This window comes from Serratia sp. CY47444 (assembly GCF_052168635.1).
Taxonomy (GTDB): domain Bacteria; phylum Pseudomonadota; class Gammaproteobacteria; order Enterobacterales; family Enterobacteriaceae; genus Serratia; species Serratia bockelmannii.
Genome location: NZ_JBJNMH010000021.1, coordinates 42,653 through 61,517, shown reverse-complemented (window position 1 = coordinate 61,517; position 18,865 = coordinate 42,653). Strand labels below are relative to the sequence as shown.

The following is an 18,865-nucleotide window of genomic DNA, read 5'->3' as shown; positions in this document are numbered from 1 at the left end:
ACCATGAAAGCACTGTCAAAACTGAAAGCGGAAGAAGGGATTTGGATGACCGACGAGCCTCAGCCGGAGCTGGGCCACAACGACATCATGATCAAAATCCGCAAAACCGCGATCTGCGGCACCGATGTGCATATCTACAACTGGGACGAATGGTCGCAAAAAACCATTCCGGTTCCGATGGTGGTCGGCCATGAATACGTGGGCGAAGTGGTGGCGATCGGTCAGGAAGTCAAAGGCTTCAGCATCGGCGATCGCGTGTCCGGTGAAGGTCACATCACCTGCGGCCACTGCCGCAACTGCCGCGGCGGCCGCACGCACCTGTGCCGCAACACCGTCGGCGTGGGCGTGAACCGTCCGGGCAGCTTCGCGGAATACCTGGTGATCCCGGCGTTCAACGCCTTCAAGATCCCGGATAACATCTCCGACGAACTGGCTTCGATCTTCGATCCGTTCGGTAACGCGGTACACACTGCGCTGTCGTTCGATCTGGTCGGGGAAGACGTGCTGGTGTCCGGCGCCGGCCCGATCGGCATCATGGCGGCGGCGGTGTGCAAACACGTCGGCGCCCGCCATGTGGTGATCACCGACGTTAACGAATACCGTCTGGAACTGGCGCGCAAGATGGGCGTGACCCGCGCGGTGAACGTCAGTAAGGAAAACCTCAACGACGTGATGGCCGAGCTGGGTATGACCGAAGGATTCGACGTCGGTCTGGAAATGTCCGGCGCGCCGCCGGCGTTCCGCACGCTGCTCAATGCCATGAACCACGGCGGACGCATCGCCATGCTGGGCATTCCGCCTTCGGATATGTCGATCGACTGGAACCAGGTCATCTTCAAGGGGCTGTTTATCAAAGGGATTTACGGCCGCGAAATGTTCGAAACCTGGTACAAGATGGCGGCGCTGATCCAGTCCGGCCTGGATTTGACCCCGATCATCACCCACCGCTTCTCGATCGACGAGTTCCAGCAGGGCTTCGACGCCATGCGCTCCGGCAAGTCGGGTAAAGTGGTGCTGAGCTGGGATTAATCTCGGCAGACGTGAAAAAGGCCGGAATTCCGGCCTTTTTTTATGCTTGCGGTTTGGCTTGCGTCCAGTGTTGCCAATGACGCTTGATGAAGGTCACCGGCGGCGAGGTGGCTATGCTGTCGGCGATGACGCCCAGCGCGGTGCCGGCGTTGGCTTTTTCCTTCGGCGGTTTGACCTTGCACTGTTTGATGCCACCGCTGAACGGATTTTTCGGCTGCGGTTTTTGCGGCTTGACCGGCGGTGGAACGTAGCTGCCGCCGCCGTTGCCCTGCGGTTCGTTCAGCAGCGCGCTCGGTTTGACCAGCACGATATCGGCGGGCAGCGACGGCAGCATCTGCTGCAGCACTTTCACCGTCGCCGGACGTGGATGCCCGATGGCGATGGCGGAACCGTTGCGCCGCGCCAATTCAACTGCGCGATTGAACTGGCGGCGGATGTCGGCTTCGTTCGCGGTATCGTCGAGGAACACCTTGCGTTTGATCACTTTCACGCCGGTGCCGGCCGCGGCGCGGGTCGCCTGGCTGTTGCCGATGGTCATGCTGTCGAGGAAGTACAGGCGGTAGCTTTCGAGCGCCTGCATCACTTTCTGCATGCCCGGCAGGCTGGAGGTCATGGCGCTGCCCATGTGGTTGTTCATGCCGACCGCGTAAGGCACATTGTTCACCGCGTTACGGATGATGCGCTGGATCTCGTCGCTGCTCATGGCAGGCTGCAGGGTATCGCGCTCCAGCGGCTGCTTGCTGAGCGGCGCCATTGGCATGTGGATCAAGACTTCGCGGCCCTGGCTGTGGGCGCGAGTGGCCATCAGGCGGGCATGCGGCGCGTTGGGCAATACCGCAACCGAGATCGCCGTTGGCATTTGCAGCACTGCGTTTTCTTCGTGAGGGCGGTAGCCCACGTCATCGATGACGATGGAGAGTTTTCCTGCCTGCGCAGCGTAAACCTGCAGCAGACAGCCTATTAACAGAGCTGTACGGGTTTTGACATAGTGCAAATCTATCTTCCCAACCACGGCAGTGGGTTAACCGCCTGTCCCTGACGACGGATTTCGAAATAGAGCGACGGCGTTCCCTGGCCGCCGCTGGTGCCGACCAGCGCGATCGGCTGGCCGGCGCGCACCTGCGCCCCGACGTTGACCAACGCGCTTTGGTTGTAGCCGTACACGCTCATGTCGCCTTTACCGTGTTCGACCACCACCATCAGGCCATAGCCTTGCAGCCAGTCGGCCAGCAGCACGCGGCCATCGGCGACGGCTTTCACTTCGCTACCTTCGCGGGCCTCAATCACCATGCCTTTCCAGCGTAGTTCGCCCTGCTGCTGTTCGCCAAAGCCGTGCAGCGTGCGGCCGCGTACCGGCCACATCAGCTGGCCGGCCGGACGACCGAGACCGCCGGTGCGCGCCATCAGCGAGCGATCGGCTTCGCTAGGTTTGTAGGTGGTGCCGGTTTTCTTCGCCTGCTGTTCCTTGATGCGCACCTGTTCGCGCACTTTGGCCGCTTCACGCGCTTCGCGTTCGGCGCGCGCACGGGCTTCGCGCTCCGCCCGGGCGATCTTGTCGCGCATGCGGGCTTCGTTTTGGCGCAGTTCCACCAGGCGTTGTTGGTCTTTTTCTAGCGAGGCTTCCAGCGCGGTCAGCGTTTTCTTGCGGGCGCCGCGCGCCTGCTCCAGCTTCTGCTGCTGTGTTTGTTGTTCGCTCAGTAAGGACTTTTGCTGGCCCTGTTTGGCCACCAGCGTGGTTTTTTGCTTCGCCAGCTCGGCGCGGGTCTGTTTCAGCTCTTCGATGGTTTTCTGGCGCGCTTCGTTCAGATAGCCGAAATAGGCCAGAATACGTTCGCTGCGCTGGCTTTCTTCACCGCTGAGGATCAGCTGCACGGCGCTGTGCTGCCCTTGCCGGAAGGCGGCGTCGAGCTGTTTGGCGAGGAGGTTTTGTTGGGTCGATTGCTGCTTTTGCAGTTTGGCTATCGAGGCGTTCAGGCCGGAAATATCCTTGCTCAACTGGGTGAGCGTGCCCTGGGTGTCGCGCAACTGGCGGCTGGCCTGGGCGATGGTTTTTTCCTGCTGACGCAGCTGATCCTGCAGCGAGCTGCGCTGCTGCTGCTGCTGCTTCACCGCTTTTTCTTTCTCGGCGATGCTCTGCTGGATGTCTTTCAGCTGGGATTTATTGTCTTCCGCCGCCTGGCCGGCGAGCGGCAACAGCAAGACGCCAGCGCAAAATACGCTGGCGCACATGGCGGTGAACGTCCTTGGCGCGGTGCGTTCAGGCAGCGGCCGGCTGCCTGCGTTTGCGCTTCGGGTTACCCTTGATAGTGCAAAAAACGCCTTCTCCCTCATGGAGAAGGATTATTCCACGATGAACAGCGGCTTACCAGTCATCTCTTGCGGGATTTCCATTCCCATCAGCGTTAACAGGGTTGGCGCGATGTCCGAAAGCTTGCCGCCTTCGACCGCCCGTGCCGGTTTGCCGACGTAAATCAGCGGTACCGGCAGGCTGGTGTGGGCGGTATGCGCCTGGCCGGTGGCCGGATCGCGCATCTGCTCGGCGTTGCCGTGATCGGCGGTGATCAGCAGTTGGCCGTCGACGTCGCGCACCGCGTCAACCACCTGGGCGATGCAGGCATCCAGCGTCTCCACCGCTTTGACCGCTGCTTCATACACGCCGGTATGCCCCACCATGTCGCCGTTCGGGTAGTTGCAGATAATGGCGTCGTATTTGCCGCTGCGGATGGCGCTCAGCAGTTTGTCGGTCAGCTCGGCGGCGCTCATCTCCGGCTGCAGATCGTAGGTGGCGACCTTCGGCGAATTGACCAGCACGCGGTCTTCCCCTTTGAACGGCGCTTCCACGCCGCCGTTATAGAAGAAGGTGACGTGGGCGTATTTTTCGGTTTCCGAGATGCGCAGCTGGGTTTTGTCGTGCTTCATCAGCCATTCGCCGAAGGTGTTGGCCAGCGACGCCGGCGGATAGGCGCAGGCGGTCGCGATGTCGGCGGCGTACTCGGTCAGCATCACGAAATCGCCGAACTGCACCCGCTTGGCGCGCGGGAAACCGTCGAAATCCGCGTTCACGAAAGCGCGGGTGATCTGGCGCGCGCGGTCGGCGCGGAAGTTCATGAAGATCAACGCATCGCCGTCCTGCATCGCGGCATCGGCCTCACCGGCGGCGCGAATGACGGTCGGTTTGACGAACTCGTCGTTTTCACCGCGCTGGTAGGCGGCCTGCAGGCCGGCGATCGCATCGTCGGCCACGTAGTCGCCTTTGGCCGCGGTCAGCAGGTCATAGGCCAGCTGCACGCGATCCCAGCGGTTGTCGCGGTCCATCGCGTAGTAGCGGCCGATCAGCGAGGCGATGCGCCCAACGCCCAGCGTGGCGAAGGCGTCGCGGCAGCGTTGCAGCGGGGCTTCGGCGCTGCGCGGCGGCGTGTCGCGCCCGTCGAGGAAGGCATGCAGATAAACGGCTTTGGCGCCGCGTTGGGCGGCCAGCTTGATCATGGCCAGAATGTGCTCGTCGTGGCTGTGCACGCCGCCCGGCGACAGCAGGCCCATGATATGCACCGCCTTGCCGGCCGCTACGGCTTTATCGACCGCGGCGGTCAGCACCGGGTTGGCGAAGAAGTCGCCGTCGGCGATCGCTTTGTCCAGCCGGGTCAGATCCTGGTAGACGATGCGCCCGGCGCCCAGGTTGACGTGGCCGACTTCGGAGTTGCCCATTTGGCCGTCGGGCAGGCCGACATCTAGCCCGGAGGCGGCGATCAGCGTATGCGGCTGCTCCCGCCACAGACGGTCCATCACCGGGGTGCCGGCGTTCAGGATCGCGTTGTCCTGCCGCTCCTCACGGTGGCCGTAACCGTCCAGGATCACCAGTACCATCGGTTTTTTGTTGCTCGACATTGCATTGACCTCTTATGAACTTTTTAAGCTGCGAATAGCCATGCGCCCGCCGCAAGCATGGCTGTTCGCCCTCGAAAAACCGGCTGATTTTACATCGCCGCCGGCGAGAAATAGCCCAAAGAGATCAAGGTTGCGGCGAATCGCGCGGGCTTTTATGCTCTGACCTCGGGAATTTCTCAGCGCAGCCCGCAGTTTCTACAATCGCGCTTGCTTATTGGCTGTATTTGCCGCACTCGGCAGGTATACTCTGGAACCTTGACTTATTTATCCCTTAACTGACGGGAGTTGTTACACCCCATGCTGCAAGAAATTATGCCATTCGTAAGCAGACACCCGATTCTGAGCCTGGCTTGGATCGCTCTGCTGGTCGCCGTGATCGTCATGACCTTCAAAAGCCGTTTCTCCAAGGTCAAAGAGATCGCTCGCGGTGAAGCTATCCGCCTGATCAACAAAGAAGAAGCCGTGGTGGTCGACACCCGCAGCCGCGACGATTTCCGCCGTGGCCACCTGGCCAGCGCCATCAACCTGACCGCCAGCGAAATCAAAAGCGGCAGCCTGGGCGAGCTGGAAAAACACAAAGCGCAGCCGATCATCGTCGTGTGCGCCAACGGCACCGCCTCCCGCGAGCCGGCGGAGAACCTGAGCAAGGCCGGTTTTGAAAAGGTGACGATGCTGAAAGACGGCATCGCCGGCTGGAGCGGAGAAAACCTGCCGCTGGTGCGCGGTAAGTAACCGTTTAACCTATTTGAGGTGGCAATCCATGGCTAACATTGATATCTACACCAAAGCGACCTGTCCGTTCTGCCATCGCGCCAAGGCGCTGTTGAACAGCAAGGGCGCGGCGTTTAACGAGATCGCCATCGACGGCGATAGCGCCAAGCGCGAAGTGATGATCGAGCGCAGTGGGCGCACCACCGTGCCGCAGATTTTCATCGATGGCCGGCATATCGGCGGCTGTGATGATTTATATGAACTCGATGCTCGCGGCGGCCTGGATCCGCTGCTTTAAGCAGCTTGCCGGCTCACCGAGTGTCAATAAGGACGTTTAACCAAGGGTATTACTCACATGTCAGAACAAAACAGCACCGAAATGGCTTTCCAGATCCAACGTATCTATACCAAGGATATCTCCTTCGAAGCGCCGAACGCGCCGCAGGTTTTCCAGCAGGAATGGCAGCCGGAAGTTAAACTTGATCTGGATACCGCGTCCAGCCAGCTGGCTGACGAAGTGTATGAAGTGGTACTGCGCGTAACCGTGACGGCGAGCCTGGGCGAAGAGACCGCGTTCCTGTGCGAAGTGCAACAGGCGGGCATCTTCTCGGTAGCAGGTATCGAAGGCACGCAGCTGGCGCATTGCCTGGGTGCATACTGCCCGAACATCCTGTTCCCGTATGCGCGCGAGTGCATCACCAGCCTGGTTTCCCGCGGTACATTCCCGCAGCTGAACCTGGCACCGGTCAACTTTGACGCGCTGTTCATGAACTATCTGCAGCAGCAGGCGGAAGGCGAAGGTGCCGCACCACATCAGGATGCCTGATGAACACCGTCAATGCTTCAATGACTGTTATCGGTGCCGGCTCGTACGGCACCGCATTGGCCATTACGCTGGCGCGTAACGGCCATGCCGTGGTGCTGTGGGGGCATAACCCCGCGCAAATTCAAACGTTGCAGCAAGATCGCTGCAATCAGGCGTTTCTGCCCGACGTTCCTTTCCCCGATACCCTGCTGCTTGAGGCCGATTTGGCGCGTGCGCTGGCGGCCAGCCGCGACGTGCTGGTGGTGGTGCCAAGCCACGTGTTTGGCGACGTGCTGCGTCAGCTGAAGCCGCATCTGCGCCCGGACGCCCGCATCGTGTGGGCCACCAAGGGGTTGGAAGCGGAAACCGGGCGATTGCTGCAGGACGTGGCGCGTGAGGCGTTGGGCGAGGCGATCCCGCTGGCGGTGCTCTCCGGGCCGACGTTCGCCAAAGAGCTGGCCGCCGGTCTGCCGACGGCGATCGCGCTGGCGGCGACCGATGCGCAGTTCGCCGACGATCTGCAACAGCTGCTGCACTGCGGCAAGAGCTTCCGCGTCTACAGCAATCCCGACTTTATCGGCGTACAGCTTGGCGGCGCGGTGAAGAATGTGATCGCCATCGGCGCTGGCATGTCCGACGGCATCGGTTTCGGCGCCAACGCCCGCACCGCGTTGATTACGCGCGGGCTGGCGGAAATGAGCCGTCTGGGTTCTGCGCTGGGCGCCGATCCTTCGACGTTCATGGGCATGGCGGGGCTGGGGGATCTGGTGCTAACCTGCACGGACAACCAATCGCGCAACCGCCGCTTCGGCATTATGCTGGGGCAAGGTAAAGGCGTGCAGGAAGCGCAGGACAGCATCGGTCAGGTGGTCGAGGGCTATCGCAATACCAAAGAGGTGTTGGCGCTGGCGCAGCGGCACGGCGTGGAAATGCCGATCACCGAACAGATTTATCAGGTGCTTTACTGCCATAAAGACGCCCGCGAAGCGGCGCTGAGCCTGCTGGGGCGAGCCCGAAAGGACGAAAAACCCAGCGCGTGACATAAAACGATATGTCGGGGCAGCGGAATGCTGACCCCGCAAATGACCTGGGCCGCTCCGCGCTACCGTGTGAAACGGCCCGTTTGGCAAGGCAAAGGGGTATGTGATGTCGTCAGAAGAGTTGGAACAGGTCTGGAACAGCATTAAATCAGAAGCGCGAGCACTGGCTGATTGTGAACCGATGCTGGCCAGCTTTTTCCATGCGACGTTGCTCAAGCACGAGAATCTGGGCAGCGCGCTCAGCTATATGCTGGCCAACAAGCTGGCGACGCCGATCATGCCCGCCATCGCGGTGCGCGAGGTGGTGGAAGAGGCCTACAAGTCCGACAATCAGATGATCGTTTCGGCGGCGCGCGATATCCTCGCGGTGCGGCTGCGCGACCCGGCGGTCGATAAATACTCCACGCCGCTGCTTTACCTCAAAGGGTTCCATGCGCTGCAGGCTTACCGCATCGGCCATTGGCTGTGGCAGCAAGGGCGGCAAGCGCTGGCTATCTACCTGCAAAATCAAATTTCCGTCGCCTTCGGCGTGGACATCCACCCGGCGGCGACCATCGGCTGCGGCATCATGCTTGACCACGCTACCGGCATCGTGATCGGTGAAACGGCGGTGGTGGAGAACAACGTTTCTATCCTGCAGTCGGTCACGCTCGGCGGTACCGGTAAAACCAGCGGCGACCGTCACCCGAAAATCCGCGAAGGGGTGATGATTGGCGCCGGCGCCAAAATTCTCGGCAATATCGAAGTGGGCAAGGGCGCGAAGATCGGCGCGGGTTCGGTGGTTTTGCAGGCGGTGCCGCCGCATACCACCGCCGCCGGGGTGCCGGCGCGCATCGTCGGGCGGCCGGAGAGCGATACGCCGTCGATGGATATGGACCAATACTTCAACGGTACCAACCACGGTTTCGAGTACGGCGACGGCATTTGAACGCCGTTTGCGTATCCATTCAGGGGGAGCTTTGGCTCCCCCTGTGTTTTTCAGGCGGCGGTCAGCCCTGTTTCGGGAACTGGGTGATATCGGTAACGATGTCGTCGATCGCCGCCTTGACGTCATCCGCCGTGACCGGCGTGCTGTCGTTGTTGACGGTTTTACCGTAGGCCTTGCGTACCACTTCCATCACCGTTTTACCGGTATCCTGGTCGATCAACTCGCCTTCAATATACAGCGCGGTATTTTGCGTCCGGTGCCCGGTAGCCGCCATGGTGCTGGCAACCACTGCAGCGACCGGCACCACTTCATAGAACTTCATGTCTTCGTTTTCGGCCGAAACGGCGGTGATGGCGAGTTTGGCCACCAGAACGCGCGAGCCCGTCGGGCTTGGCAGAATGGTAAAGCGGTTCTGCAGCGCGGTTTTGATTCGCTGGGTCGCGTAGGCCTTAATCTTGTTCAGCGTGTCCTGGCTGACGCGCGCCGTGGGTTTCTCCGCCGGGAAATAGACCACCGGTTGGAAATAGATACCGCGATAGTTGGATTCCTTGTAGCTCGGATCTACCCAGCGCAGCGTTTTATGACCGCTTGGCGAGGTGGTTTCCTGCAGTTTGCTGTAATCGGACAAAAAGCCCGAATATTGCGACGTTTGGGTGACTTTGGACGAACAGCCCGCCAGCAACAGGCCCGCTGCCAGAACGGCCATGGCAACGCTCAAGCGTTGTTTTTTCATGTGGTTTCCTATGATGAGTGGTGATTACCCTTACAAAACATAGCGCATTATCTGCGCCTCATCGGGCATTTTCGGGGCCGGGCGTGCCCTGCTGCGGCCTTTTTCAGGATCGTGATGCGCCGCCGGTTTTCACCACCAGTGCGGGTGATAAGGCAACGAGCAAGATGTCCGCTCTGGCCAGCGCCTGGTGTTGCTCTGCTTGCCATCGGGGCAACAAGGGCCAGAGATCCGCCTGATGTTCTGCCTGCAGGCACCAGACCTCCCGGTCGTGCCAATCGCCGAGGGCGTTTTGCACCGCTTTCAGGCCCGCCATTGCGGCGGGAGAGAGGGGGAGGCGTTGCGGGTAGGCTTCGGCCGCGTAGCGCAGGCGTTTGACCAGCAGCCGCAGACGGTGGCGATCGTAGCCGGTATCAGCCAACGCCCTGCGCAATTGCCGCTGCTGGCGCTGCAGGCGTCGGTTCACACGGTGTTTGGCGGGGCGCTGCGCGATGCGGAGAAAGCGGTGCGGCCAGGCGTGCAATAGCGAAGGGAAGCTGATGAGCAGCGGGTTGGCGAGCAGTTGGCGGCAGCGGGCCTGAAAATCGCTTTGGCGCACGTTGGCCTGCCAATCGAGGCGATGGTGCGCCAATTCGACGATCAGCACCTCGAGATCGCGCAGCGGCGTCGTGAGCTTGCCCAACTCGGCGGCGGCCCGATCGAGCCGCGTTGCGCCGGGGCAGCCGCGCAACGGACGCAGCAGGCTGCGAATGCGGCGCAGGCAGACGCGCAAGTCGTGTAGCGCCTCGGTGTCTTGCGCCTGTTGCAGCCGCAACAGCGCCTCGTTCAGCGCCGATTCGAGCCGGCGAAGCTGGGTAACAATATCTGCGATGAAAGCCATGTGCCGTATCTGGAGAGGTTAACCCTTCCAGTATGGCGCGTCGTCGCGGATTACGCTTTGATCAGCGCGCCGGCATAGTCCAACTGCCGCCAGGCTTCATACACCACCACCGATACGGCATTCGACAGGTTCATGCTGCGGCTTTGCGCCTGCATTGGGATGCGGATTTTTTGCTGCGCGGGCAGCGCATCGAGGATGTCGGCAGGCAATCCACGCGTTTCCGGACCGAACAGCAGGTAGTCGCCGGCCTGGTAGCTGACGGCGCTGTGCGCCGGCGTGCCCTTGGTGGTGAGGGCAAACAGCCGCTGCGGATTTTCGGCGGCGAGAAAAGCGGCGTAGTCGGCATGACGGTGGACGCGGGTGAACTCATGGTAATCCAGCCCGGCGCGGCGCAGGCGTTTGTCGTCCCACGGAAAACCCAGCGGTTCGATCAGATGCAGATTAAAGCCGGTATTGGCGCACAGGCGGATGATATTGCCGGTATTGGGTGGAATTTCGGGTTCAAATAAAACGATGTTCAGCATGTTGCAGGCCCCTCGTGAACGAGGGGCGCAGGATAGCAAACTCTTACTGTTCTGTCTTAGACGATAGGCGTTGATGATGCAGCGGCAGCCACAGCACCAGCCGCAGGCCGCCAAGCGGGCTGTCTTCGGCCTTCACCCAGCCGCGATGCTGGTTGACCGCCGCCTCGACGATCGCCAGGCCGAGGCCGGTGCCGCCGGACTCACGGTCGCGCGCTTCATCGGTGCGGTAGAACGGACGGAAGATCTGCTCGCGGTCTTCGGCGCTGACGCCGGGGCCGTCGTCGTCAACCTGGATGGTCACGCCCTGATTGTCGGCGCTGAACGCCACGGCAATGCGGGTGTGAGAATACCGCAGGGCGTTGCGCACGATGTTTTCCAACGCGCTGTCCAGCGCGCTCGCGTTGCCGAACAGCGTCCACGGACCTGGCGGCGCAGCGATCTCCAGCTGCTTGCCCATCTGTTCCGCTTCGAAACGGGCGTTGTCCAGCACGTCGGCCCACAGTTCGTTGGCCTTCAACTGCTCGCGCGCCAGCTCGCCCTTTTGCTGCCCGCGCGACAGCGCCAGCAGATCGTTGATCATCGAATCCAGCCGCTGCGCTTCGGTTTCGATGCGCGCCAGTTCGTGCCCTTCGCCGTGGCGGCGGCGCATCAGCGCGGTGGCCAGCTGCAGGCGCGTCAGCGGCGTGCGTAGCTCGTGCGAGATGTCCGAGATCAGCCGTTGCTGGGCGTTCATCATGCGTTCCAGCGCGCTGACCATCTGGTTGAAGCTGGCGCCGGTGGCCAGGAACTCCTGCGGGCCGGCCTCCAGTTCCGGATGCTGCTTCAGGTTGCCGCGCGCCACGTCATCGGCGGCGTTCTTCAGCTTGCGTGCTGGTTTCGCCAGGCTCCAGGCCAGCCACAGCAGCAGCGGGGCGCTGATCAGCATGGTGACGATCAGCAGCAGCAGCGGCCGGTCGAACATCAGGTTGATGAAATCGGATTGCGGGCTGTTGGCGGGACGGATCAGGTACAGCTGGTAGTTGTCTTCGCCGTCGCGCACCGCGAACGGCCCGACCAGCTCGACGCGGCCGTACTTTTTCTTCTTGGGATGATCCGAATTATCGGATTGGCCGATGAAGTTGCGGACGATCTGCATTTCGTTGCGCTGCGCGCCGATCACCCGGCCTTCGCTGGTGACCAGCAACAGGCGTTGGCCCGGCGGCGCCCATTTGTCGATGGCGCGGAACAGGCGGCGCCACCACATCAGATCGTTGGCCGGATCGTTTTGCAACTCGGCCTCGACGTGCTGTTCCAGCATCAACCCCTGCCGCTGCTCGCTGTCGAGCAGCGAGGTCATTTGGCGGGAGTCGAGCTTGGGCACCATCAGCACCAGCATTAGCACCAGGGCTAACGTAAACCAGAAAATGGCGAAGATGCGTGCCGTCAAACTGTTGATCATGTTGCAGATACCATCAAATAACCACGCCCGCGCAGGGTTTTGAACCACGGATGCCCGTCTTTGCGATCCGGCAGCTTACGCCGCAGGTTGGAGATGTGCATGTCGATAGCGCGATCGAACGGAGTCAGGCGTTTGCCCAGCACTTCCTGGCTCAGCAGTTCGCGCGATACCACCTGCCCGAGGTGTTGCGCCAGCAGGTAAAGCAGGGTGAACTCGGTGCCGGTCAGATCCAGCACCTGGCCGTCGAAGCTGGCCTCCTGGCGGCCGGGATTCAGCTGCAGGCCATCGACATCCAGCGTCGGGGCGCCGCTGTCGACCTGCTGCTGCTGTTCGCTCCAGTTGGAACGGCGCAGAATGGCGCGAATGCGCGCGACTAGCTCGCGATCGTTGAAGGGTTTCGGCAGGTAATCATCGGCGCCCAGCTCCAGGCCCAGCACGCGGTCCAGTTCGCTGCCGCGCGCGGTCAGCATGATGACCGGTGTCTGGTGATGTTGGCGCAGTTCTTTCAGCGTATCGATGCCGTTTTTCTTCGGCATCATGATGTCGAGCAGCAGCAGATCGATGGAGCTGTCCAGCAGCGACAACGCCTGCTCGCCATCGTGCGCGACGACGATATTAAAACCTTCCATTTCAAGCAGTTCTTTTAACAGCGAGGTCAACTCGCGGTCGTCGTCAACTAACAGAATCTTGTTCATTATGATTTACCTCCAGACGCAAAATACGTCATCAACTGTTGCCATTCCATGACTTTACGTAGTTTTACATGCACTGACGCAGGTTTTCAGGTGTAGCGGTACACTGCTCCTCGTTGATTCGCAAAGTGAGAAAGCTTGAGGAGTTGAAATGCGTAAGGTGACCGCATTAGTTATGGCATCACTGCTGGCAATTGGTTCGACCGCTGCCTTCGCTGCCGACACTATACCGGACACAGCCCAACCTCCCGGCAACGACGCGATGACCCGAATACCCGGCCAGCACCATATGTTCGACGGTGTCAGCCTCAGCGAACAGCAGCGCCAGCAAATGCGCGATTTGATGCGCCAGGCCCGGCACGATCTGCCTGGTGTCAATGTAGCTGAAATGGAAGCCATGCATAAACTGGTGACCGCAGAGAAATTTGACGAAGCCGCCGTGTACGCCCAGGCGGAGAAGATGGCCCAACAGCAGGTCAAGCGCCAGGTCGAAATGGCCCGGGTGCGCAACCAAATGTATAACCTGCTGACGCCAGAGCAAAAAAGTGTTTTAGACCAGAAACATCAGCAGCGTATGCAGCAGATGGAGCAACAAATTTCTGGTTTGCAGCAAGCTTCTGCCCAGAAGTGAAGTACGACTGAGTAGTCCCCTGTTTTTCCTTGCCATAGACACCATCCCTGTCTTCCCCGCCATGATGGCGGGGTTTTTTTTATCCGACATTTCGCTATATTGAGCGCCACACCTTTTGACCGGGATCCCTTAATGGAACAGCGTTATGCTCGCCTGGTAAAGTCCGCTGCGTTGGCCGCAACTGCGTTGGCGTCGTCGCTGCTGTTGATCAAAATCGTCGCCTGGTACCACACCGGTTCGGTCAGCCTGTTGGCGGCGCTGGTGGATTCGTTGGTCGATATCGCCGCCTCGCTGACCAACCTTCTGGTGGTGCGTTATTCGCTGCAGCCGGCCGATGCCGAGCACACCTTCGGCCACGGCAAAGCGGAGTCGCTGGCGGCGCTGGCGCAAAGCATGTTTATTTCCGGCTCCGCCCTGTTTCTGTTCCTCACCGGCTTCCAGCATCTGTATGCGCCGCAAACGCTGCGCGATCCCGGCGTTGGGGTCGTCGTGACGGTGATCGCGTTAATCAGTACCCTGATTCTGGTCACCTATCAACGTTGGGTGGTCAGAAAAACCCGTAGCCAGGCGGTGCGCGCAGATATGCTGCATTATCAGTCAGATGTCATGATGAATGGTGCTATTCTTATCGCTCTTGGGCTAAGCTGGTACGGCTTCCACCGGGCAGATGCGCTGTTCGCGCTGGGCATCGGCGTATACATCCTCTATAGCGCGCTGCGCATGGGCTACGAAGCGGTGCAGTCGCTACTGGATCGGGCGTTGCCGGATGACGAACGCCAGGCGATTATCGAGGTGGTTTCCTCCTGGCCCGGGGTGAAAGGCGCGCACGATCTGCGCACGCGTCAGTCGGGGCCGACGCGTTTCATCCAGCTGCATCTGGAGATGGAAGACACGCTGCCGCTGCGTGAGGCGCATCGGTTGGCCGATCAGGTGGAACAGGCGTTGCGACACCGTTTTGCGGGGGCGGACGTCATCATTCACCTGGATCCGTGCTCCGTGGTGCCGCCGGGTAGGCAGGGGCATTGGGAGCTATAATCAGATAGAGGCATAGCGCGAAGTATTATCATGAATATCTGAGTTAGCTCAGCGTGCCATGCGGTGTTTTTACCGTTATATTGCGTGACTTGAATCAATTCAGCTGGGTGTTTTTGATATAATATCCAGCAATAAGCCGTAAAGCTGGTTTTCTGCAGCCGGAGAGGTTTCAAGACGATCGGCGGAGACAGAATTCTTAAGAAATTGCATCTACACAGTTCAGAGGTAGTCATGATCAAGAAAATCGGTGTACTGACGAGCGGCGGTGATTCGCCGGGTATGAACGCTGCAATCCGCGGCGTTGTGCGTTCTGCGCTTTCAGAAGGTCTGGAAGTTTTTGGTATTTACGATGGCTACCTTGGCTTGTACGAAGATCGCATGGAGCAGCTGGACCGCTATAGCGTGTCCGACATGATCAACCGCGGCGGCACCTTCCTCGGCTCGGCCCGCTTCCCGGAGTTCAGGGATGAAAACGTGCGCGCCAAGGCGATTGAAAACCTGAAGAATCGCGGCATCGACGCGCTGGTGGTGATCGGCGGCGACGGTTCCTACATGGGCGCCAAACGCCTGACGGAAGAAGGCTTCCCGTGCATCGGCCTGCCAGGCACCATCGATAACGATGTTGCCGGTACCGACTACACCATCGGTTACTTCACCGCGCTGGAAACCGTGGTGGAAGCGATCGACCGCCTGCGCGATACCTCCTCGTCGCACCAGCGTATCTCCATCGTGGAAGTGATGGGCCGTTACTGCGGCGATCTGACGCTGGCGGCGGCGATTGCCGGCGGTTGCGAATTCATCGTGCTGCCTGAAATCGAATTCAATCGTGAAGATCTGGTGTGCGAAATCAAGGCCGGTATCGCTAAGGGTAAAAAACACGCCATCGTAGCGATCACCGAGCACATCTGCGACATCGATGAGCTGGCGCGCCACATTGAGCAGGAAACCAAGCGTGAAACCCGCGCCACCGTGCTGGGCCACATTCAACGCGGTGGTTCACCGGTCGCCTACGACCGTATCCTGGCCTCGCGCATGGGCGCCTACGCCATCGAACTGCTGCTGCAGGGCTACGGCGGCCGCTGCGTCGGTATCCAGAACGAAAAAATGGTGCATCACGACATCATCGACGCGATCGAAAACATGAAGCGTCCGTTCAAGGGCGACTGGCTGGAAACGGCGAAAAAGCTGTACTGATTCGCCGCTCTCCGCGCGCTGAAAGCCTCCGCTTGCGGGGGCTTTTTTATGCTTGTCGGCGACATATTCCAGAATCATCTATCCCAAAATTTTTTATTCTTTAATTGCCGGGAAAGTTTCTGGCAGGCTCTGATGCTAAATCAACCGATTGAGGTTGCGTTAATTTTCTGGGAGAGCCTGTCGATGCGTAAATGGGGTGTAGGTCTGACATTGGTGCTGTTGGCGTCCGGCGCCATGGCGAAGGATATTCAGTTGCTGAACGTGTCATACGATCCGACGCGTGAGTTCTATCAGGCTTACAACACGGCATTCAGCAAGCACTATCAGGCGGAAACCGGCGACAAGGTGACGGTGCGACAGTCGCACGGCGGTTCCGGCAAACAGGCGACCTCGGTGATCAACGGCATCGAGGCCGACGTGGTGACGCTGGCGCTGGCCTATGACGTTGACGCCATCGCCGAACGCGGGCGCATTGAGAAAGACTGGATAAAACGCTTGCCGGACAACTCGGCGCCTTACACGTCGACCATCGTCTTCCTGGTGCGCAAAGGCAACCCGAAGCAAATTCATGACTGGCCTGACTTGATTAAGCCGGGCGTGTCGGTGATCACCCCGAATCCGAAAACCTCCGGTGGCGCCCGCTGGAATTACCTGGCCGCCTGGGGCTACGCGTTGCACCACAACAACAACGATAAGGCCAAGGCGCAGGACTTCGTCAAAAACCTGTACAAGAACGTCGAAGTGCTGGATTCCGGCGCGCGCGGCTCGACCAACACCTTCGTTGAGCGCGGCATCGGCGACGTGCTGATCGCTTGGGAAAACGAAGCGTTGCTGGCGGAGAAAGAGCTGGGCAAAGACAAGTTCGAGATTATTACGCCGAGCGAATCGATCCTGGCCGAACCGACGGTGTCGGTGGTGGATAAGGTCGTCGATAAACGTGGTACCCGCGACGTGGCGACCGCCTACCTGAAGTATCTGTATTCACCGGAAGGGCAGACTATTGCGGCGCAGAACTATTATCGCCCGCGCGATGCGGCGGTGGCGGCCAAGTTCGCCGGGCAGTTCCCGCAGCTGAAGTTGTTCACCGTGGATGACACTTTCGGCGGCTGGACCGAAGCGCAGAAGGTGCACTTCGCTACCGGCGGCGTGTTCGACGAAATAAGCAAACGCTGATGCCGTTTGAGAGGCAATAAAAAACCCCGGCAAGCCGGGGTTTTTTTATGGCAAGCCTAGGGCAATCAGGCTTTTTTTGCTGCGGCAGCGGCTTTGACGATCACGGCGAAAGCGTCGGCTTTCAGCGAGGCGCCGCCAACCAGCGCGCCGTCGATGTCCGGCTGGGAGAACAGCTCTGCGGCGTTCTTGTCGTTCACCGAACCGCCGTACTGGATGATGATTTCAGCGGCAACCGCGGCATCGTGTTTGGCGATGTGATCGCGGATAAATTTGTGCACGGCCTGTGCCTGTGCAGGGGTCGCGGATTTGCCGGTACCGATGGCCCAGACCGGCTCATAGGCGATCACGGTGCCTTTCATCGCCGGTGCGCCCAGCGTTTTCAGCACGGCGTCGATCTGGCGCGCGCACACTTCTTCAGTTTTGCCCGCCGCGTTTTCCGCTTCGGTTTCACCGATGCACAGTACCGGGATCAGGCCGGCTTCTTTCAGCACGGCGAATTTCTCGGCGATCACTTCGTCGCTTTCTTTGTGGTAGGTACGACGCTCGGAGTGGCCGATGATGATGTACTGGGCGCCGACGTCTTTCAGCATGTTGGCGGAAACTTCACCGGTGAAGGCGCCGGACAGGTTAACGTCCACGTTCTGCGCGCCCAGCGCGATGCGGCTGCCGGCCAGCGCGTGCTTGGCCTGATCCAGATACATCACCGGCGGGGCGATGGCGACGCCACAGCCGTCAACGCTGCTCAGCTCATTGCGCAGACCGGCGATCAGTTCGTTGACCATGTGAGTGCTGCCGTTAAGCTTCCAGTTACCCATAACTAATGGATGACGCATGTTTTTTCCTCCAACTAGGGAACGCGAGAGTCGAAATGACAACTGCCGGACCGGCAGTTTACCTGCCCAACAGTATAGAGATCATTAAGCGCGAAGGCTTTGCTTTTCGTCATTAAATGCCGCGCCGTTACGGCTCGGAAAGCGCCAGCTTAATCGGTTCAACCGCGAAGGTTACGCCTTTATCGCCGTTGTCCGAAACGACATAGCGAATGGCGCCGACCTGCTGTTGGTAAAAGCGCGATCCTTTGCCTTTTTCCAGCAGGCTGTTCACCTTGTTCTGGCTCTGTTCCACCGTCAACGCCGGTTCGAACTGGCGCATCAGCGCCGCCATGTAGCTGATGGCGATGGCGCGCGCGGCTTTTTCTTCATTGGCCTGCTGCAGCGGCAGGTGAGTGATCTGCAACGTTTTGATTTTACCGGTGCCTTTCTCCAGCGCGGTGGAGGCATACAGGTTTTCGTTGAGTTTGCTGGCGGCGCGCGTCAGCAGCGGCGAATCGTCTTCGGTGGCGGGAATGGCGCGGAATTCGCCAATCGGCAGCTTCGGGTTGTCGCGATTGTATTTTTCGCGGAATTTGACCACCGTCAGATCGAACGTCGGCGCCCCGGCCAGCAGGTAAGGTGCGGCAGGCGTCGCATCGGCGGCCGGTGGATCGGCCCAGGCGCTGGCGGCCACCTGCAGCAGGCAGGCGATAACGAGGGTTTTTCTCAGCATGGCGTATGGCATCAAGGACAAAGATGGCTCCGATTAAAGCGATAACCCGCGGGGCTTGTCAAAGATCCCACGCCATTATCGGTTCGCTGACGAGAAAGCTGTGCGGCGCGCCGCGTTATGCGAGGCGGAAAACTCGGCCCGGCAGCGCCTATGTTACACTGCGGCGCAGAATATGGGCAGGCTTAGAGCGCAGGAATCGATGACGTTACAACAGTGGTGTTTTTCTTTTAAGGGCCGCATCGGGCGGCGCGACTTCTGGATCTGGATGGGACTGTGGTTGGCGCTGATGGCGGCGGCGTTTACGCTGGCCAATTATCAGCTGATCGCCATCCAATCCATCGCCTTCTTTATCGTAGCGCTGCTGTGGCCGACGGCGGCGGTGCTGGTCAAGCGCCTGCACGATCGCAACAAGGCCGGCTGGTGGGCGCTGTTGCTGATCCTGGCATGGATGCTGGCGGCGGGGAACTGGCAGATGCTGGCGCCGATCTGGCAATGGGGCGTCGGACGTTTCATGCCGACGCTGATTATCGTGATGATGATGATCGATCTGGGTGCCTTCGTCGGCACGCCGGGGAGCAATCGGTTCGGCCCGGAAGCCGAACCGGTGAAGTTCCGCTGACCCTCG

Annotated in this window: 21 protein-coding genes; 11 read left to right on the top strand and 10 right to left on the bottom strand. The window is 60.2% G+C overall.

Annotated elements, in window-relative coordinates; all coding sequences use genetic code 11:
- Window positions 1-3 precede the first annotated feature (3 nt).
- Window positions 4-1,029, top strand: coding sequence for an L-threonine 3-dehydrogenase (gene tdh / locus ACJ8IL_RS21640; RefSeq protein WP_060435273.1), 1,026 nt, complete (start codon window positions 4-6; stop codon window positions 1,027-1,029).
- Window positions 1,030-1,069: 40 nt separating this feature from the next.
- On the opposite strand, the gene ACJ8IL_RS21635 is transcribed toward tdh, so the two are convergent.
- Genes ACJ8IL_RS21635 through gpmM form a run of 3 tightly spaced genes read right to left on the bottom strand, consistent with a single transcriptional unit; the run spans window position 1,070 to window position 4,914 of the window.
- Window positions 1,070-2,023 carry a divergent polysaccharide deacetylase family protein gene (locus tag ACJ8IL_RS21635; RefSeq protein ID WP_049205333.1) on the bottom strand — a complete coding sequence of 318 codons (954 nt, stop codon included), beginning with the start codon at window positions 2,021-2,023 and terminating at the stop codon, window positions 1,070-1,072.
- 2 nt (window positions 2,024-2,025) lie between these two features.
- Window positions 2,026-3,360 (bottom strand): murein hydrolase activator EnvC, encoded by a 1,335-nt coding sequence (gene envC / locus ACJ8IL_RS21630; protein WP_025304680.1) that lies wholly within the window; start codon window positions 3,358-3,360, stop codon window positions 2,026-2,028.
- A 9-nt stretch (window positions 3,361-3,369) separates the two neighbouring features.
- Window positions 3,370-4,914, bottom strand: coding sequence for a 2,3-bisphosphoglycerate-independent phosphoglycerate mutase (gpmM, locus tag ACJ8IL_RS21625; protein ID WP_089181448.1), 1,545 nt, complete (start codon window positions 4,912-4,914; stop codon window positions 3,370-3,372).
- 297 nt (window positions 4,915-5,211) lie between these two features.
- On the opposite strand from gpmM, the gene ACJ8IL_RS21620 reads away from it, so the two are divergent.
- The 5 genes from ACJ8IL_RS21620 to cysE all read left to right on the top strand — a co-directional run bounded on the left by ACJ8IL_RS21620 (window position 5,212) and on the right by cysE (window position 8,398).
- On the top strand, window positions 5,212-5,646 hold the full coding sequence (locus ACJ8IL_RS21620; RefSeq protein ID WP_016929700.1) for a rhodanese-like domain-containing protein: 435 nt from the start codon (window positions 5,212-5,214) through the stop codon (window positions 5,644-5,646).
- A 28-nt stretch (window positions 5,647-5,674) separates the two neighbouring features.
- Window positions 5,675-5,923 carry a glutaredoxin 3 gene (gene grxC, locus ACJ8IL_RS21615; RefSeq protein ID WP_019452217.1) on the top strand — a complete coding sequence of 83 codons (249 nt, stop codon included), beginning with the start codon at window positions 5,675-5,677 and terminating at the stop codon, window positions 5,921-5,923.
- A gap of 57 nt (window positions 5,924-5,980) precedes the next feature.
- A complete protein-coding gene (gene secB / locus ACJ8IL_RS21610; RefSeq protein WP_025304678.1) occupies window positions 5,981-6,451 on the top strand; it encodes a protein-export chaperone SecB in 471 nt (156 codons plus the stop codon).
- A complete protein-coding gene (gene gpsA, locus ACJ8IL_RS21605; RefSeq protein WP_060448503.1) occupies window positions 6,451-7,470 on the top strand; it encodes an NAD(P)H-dependent glycerol-3-phosphate dehydrogenase in 1,020 nt (339 codons plus the stop codon). Before secB ends, gpsA begins: the two co-directional genes overlap by 1 nt.
- Before the next feature lie 106 nt (window positions 7,471-7,576).
- Window positions 7,577-8,398, top strand: coding sequence for a serine O-acetyltransferase (gene cysE, locus ACJ8IL_RS21600; RefSeq protein WP_025304676.1), 822 nt, complete (start codon window positions 7,577-7,579; stop codon window positions 8,396-8,398).
- 61 nt (window positions 8,399-8,459) lie between these two features.
- Here cysE and ACJ8IL_RS21595 read toward each other — a convergent pair whose 3' ends face one another.
- The 5 genes from ACJ8IL_RS21595 to cpxR form a co-directional block, all read right to left on the bottom strand.
- Complete coding sequence (locus ACJ8IL_RS21595; protein WP_025304675.1) at window positions 8,460-9,131, bottom strand: DUF3313 domain-containing protein; 672 nt, start codon at window positions 9,129-9,131, stop codon at window positions 8,460-8,462.
- Window positions 9,132-9,234: 103 nt separating this feature from the next.
- Window positions 9,235-10,008, bottom strand: coding sequence for a CHAD domain-containing protein (locus ACJ8IL_RS21590; protein WP_261427571.1), 774 nt, complete (start codon window positions 10,006-10,008; stop codon window positions 9,235-9,237).
- A 50-nt stretch (window positions 10,009-10,058) separates the two neighbouring features.
- Window positions 10,059-10,532, bottom strand: a complete 474-nt coding sequence (gene trmL / locus ACJ8IL_RS21585) for a tRNA (uridine(34)/cytosine(34)/5-carboxymethylaminomethyluridine(34)-2'-O)-methyltransferase TrmL (protein ID WP_025304673.1) — start codon at window positions 10,530-10,532, stop codon at window positions 10,059-10,061.
- Between the two features lie 43 nt (window positions 10,533-10,575).
- A complete protein-coding gene (gene cpxA, locus ACJ8IL_RS21580) occupies window positions 10,576-11,970 on the bottom strand; it encodes an envelope stress sensor histidine kinase CpxA (RefSeq protein ID WP_015379421.1) in 1,395 nt (464 codons plus the stop codon).
- The gene (cpxR, locus tag ACJ8IL_RS21575; protein ID WP_025304671.1) at window positions 11,967-12,665 is read right to left on the bottom strand and encodes an envelope stress response regulator transcription factor CpxR; all 699 of its coding nucleotides are present in this window, start codon (window positions 12,663-12,665) and stop codon (window positions 11,967-11,969) included. Before cpxR ends, cpxA begins: the two co-directional genes overlap by 4 nt.
- Before the next feature lie 148 nt (window positions 12,666-12,813).
- Between cpxR and cpxP the strand changes: the two genes are divergently transcribed.
- The 4 genes from cpxP to ACJ8IL_RS21555 all read left to right on the top strand — a co-directional run bounded on the left by cpxP (window position 12,814) and on the right by ACJ8IL_RS21555 (window position 16,695).
- Window positions 12,814-13,293, top strand: a complete 480-nt coding sequence (cpxP, locus tag ACJ8IL_RS21570) for a cell-envelope stress modulator CpxP (protein ID WP_004931122.1) — start codon at window positions 12,814-12,816, stop codon at window positions 13,291-13,293.
- A 132-nt stretch (window positions 13,294-13,425) separates the two neighbouring features.
- Window positions 13,426-14,328 carry a CDF family cation-efflux transporter FieF gene (fieF, locus tag ACJ8IL_RS21565; protein WP_025304670.1) on the top strand — a complete coding sequence of 301 codons (903 nt, stop codon included), beginning with the start codon at window positions 13,426-13,428 and terminating at the stop codon, window positions 14,326-14,328.
- 231 nt (window positions 14,329-14,559) lie between these two features.
- Entirely contained in the window at window positions 14,560-15,522 is a 963-nt protein-coding gene (gene pfkA / locus ACJ8IL_RS21560; protein ID WP_004931116.1) for a 6-phosphofructokinase, read from the top strand.
- A gap of 183 nt (window positions 15,523-15,705) precedes the next feature.
- Window positions 15,706-16,695: a sulfate ABC transporter substrate-binding protein gene (locus ACJ8IL_RS21555; RefSeq protein ID WP_043140999.1), complete on the top strand. Its 990-nt coding sequence runs from the start codon at window positions 15,706-15,708 to the stop codon at window positions 16,693-16,695.
- Window positions 16,696-16,760: 65 nt separating this feature from the next.
- On the opposite strand, the gene tpiA is transcribed toward ACJ8IL_RS21555, so the two are convergent.
- Both tpiA and ACJ8IL_RS21545 read right to left on the bottom strand, forming a co-directional pair.
- Complete coding sequence (gene tpiA / locus ACJ8IL_RS21550) at window positions 16,761-17,528, bottom strand: triose-phosphate isomerase (RefSeq protein WP_004931113.1); 768 nt, start codon at window positions 17,526-17,528, stop codon at window positions 16,761-16,763.
- A gap of 127 nt (window positions 17,529-17,655) precedes the next feature.
- A complete protein-coding gene (locus ACJ8IL_RS21545) occupies window positions 17,656-18,240 on the bottom strand; it encodes a DUF1454 family protein (RefSeq protein ID WP_025304668.1) in 585 nt (194 codons plus the stop codon).
- 199 nt (window positions 18,241-18,439) lie between these two features.
- Here ACJ8IL_RS21545 and ACJ8IL_RS21540 point away from each other — a divergent pair, with 199 nt between their 5' ends.
- Window positions 18,440-18,859 (top strand): DUF805 domain-containing protein, encoded by a 420-nt coding sequence (locus tag ACJ8IL_RS21540; RefSeq protein WP_197781697.1) that lies wholly within the window; start codon window positions 18,440-18,442, stop codon window positions 18,857-18,859.
- Window positions 18,860-18,865: the final 6 nt, after the last annotated feature.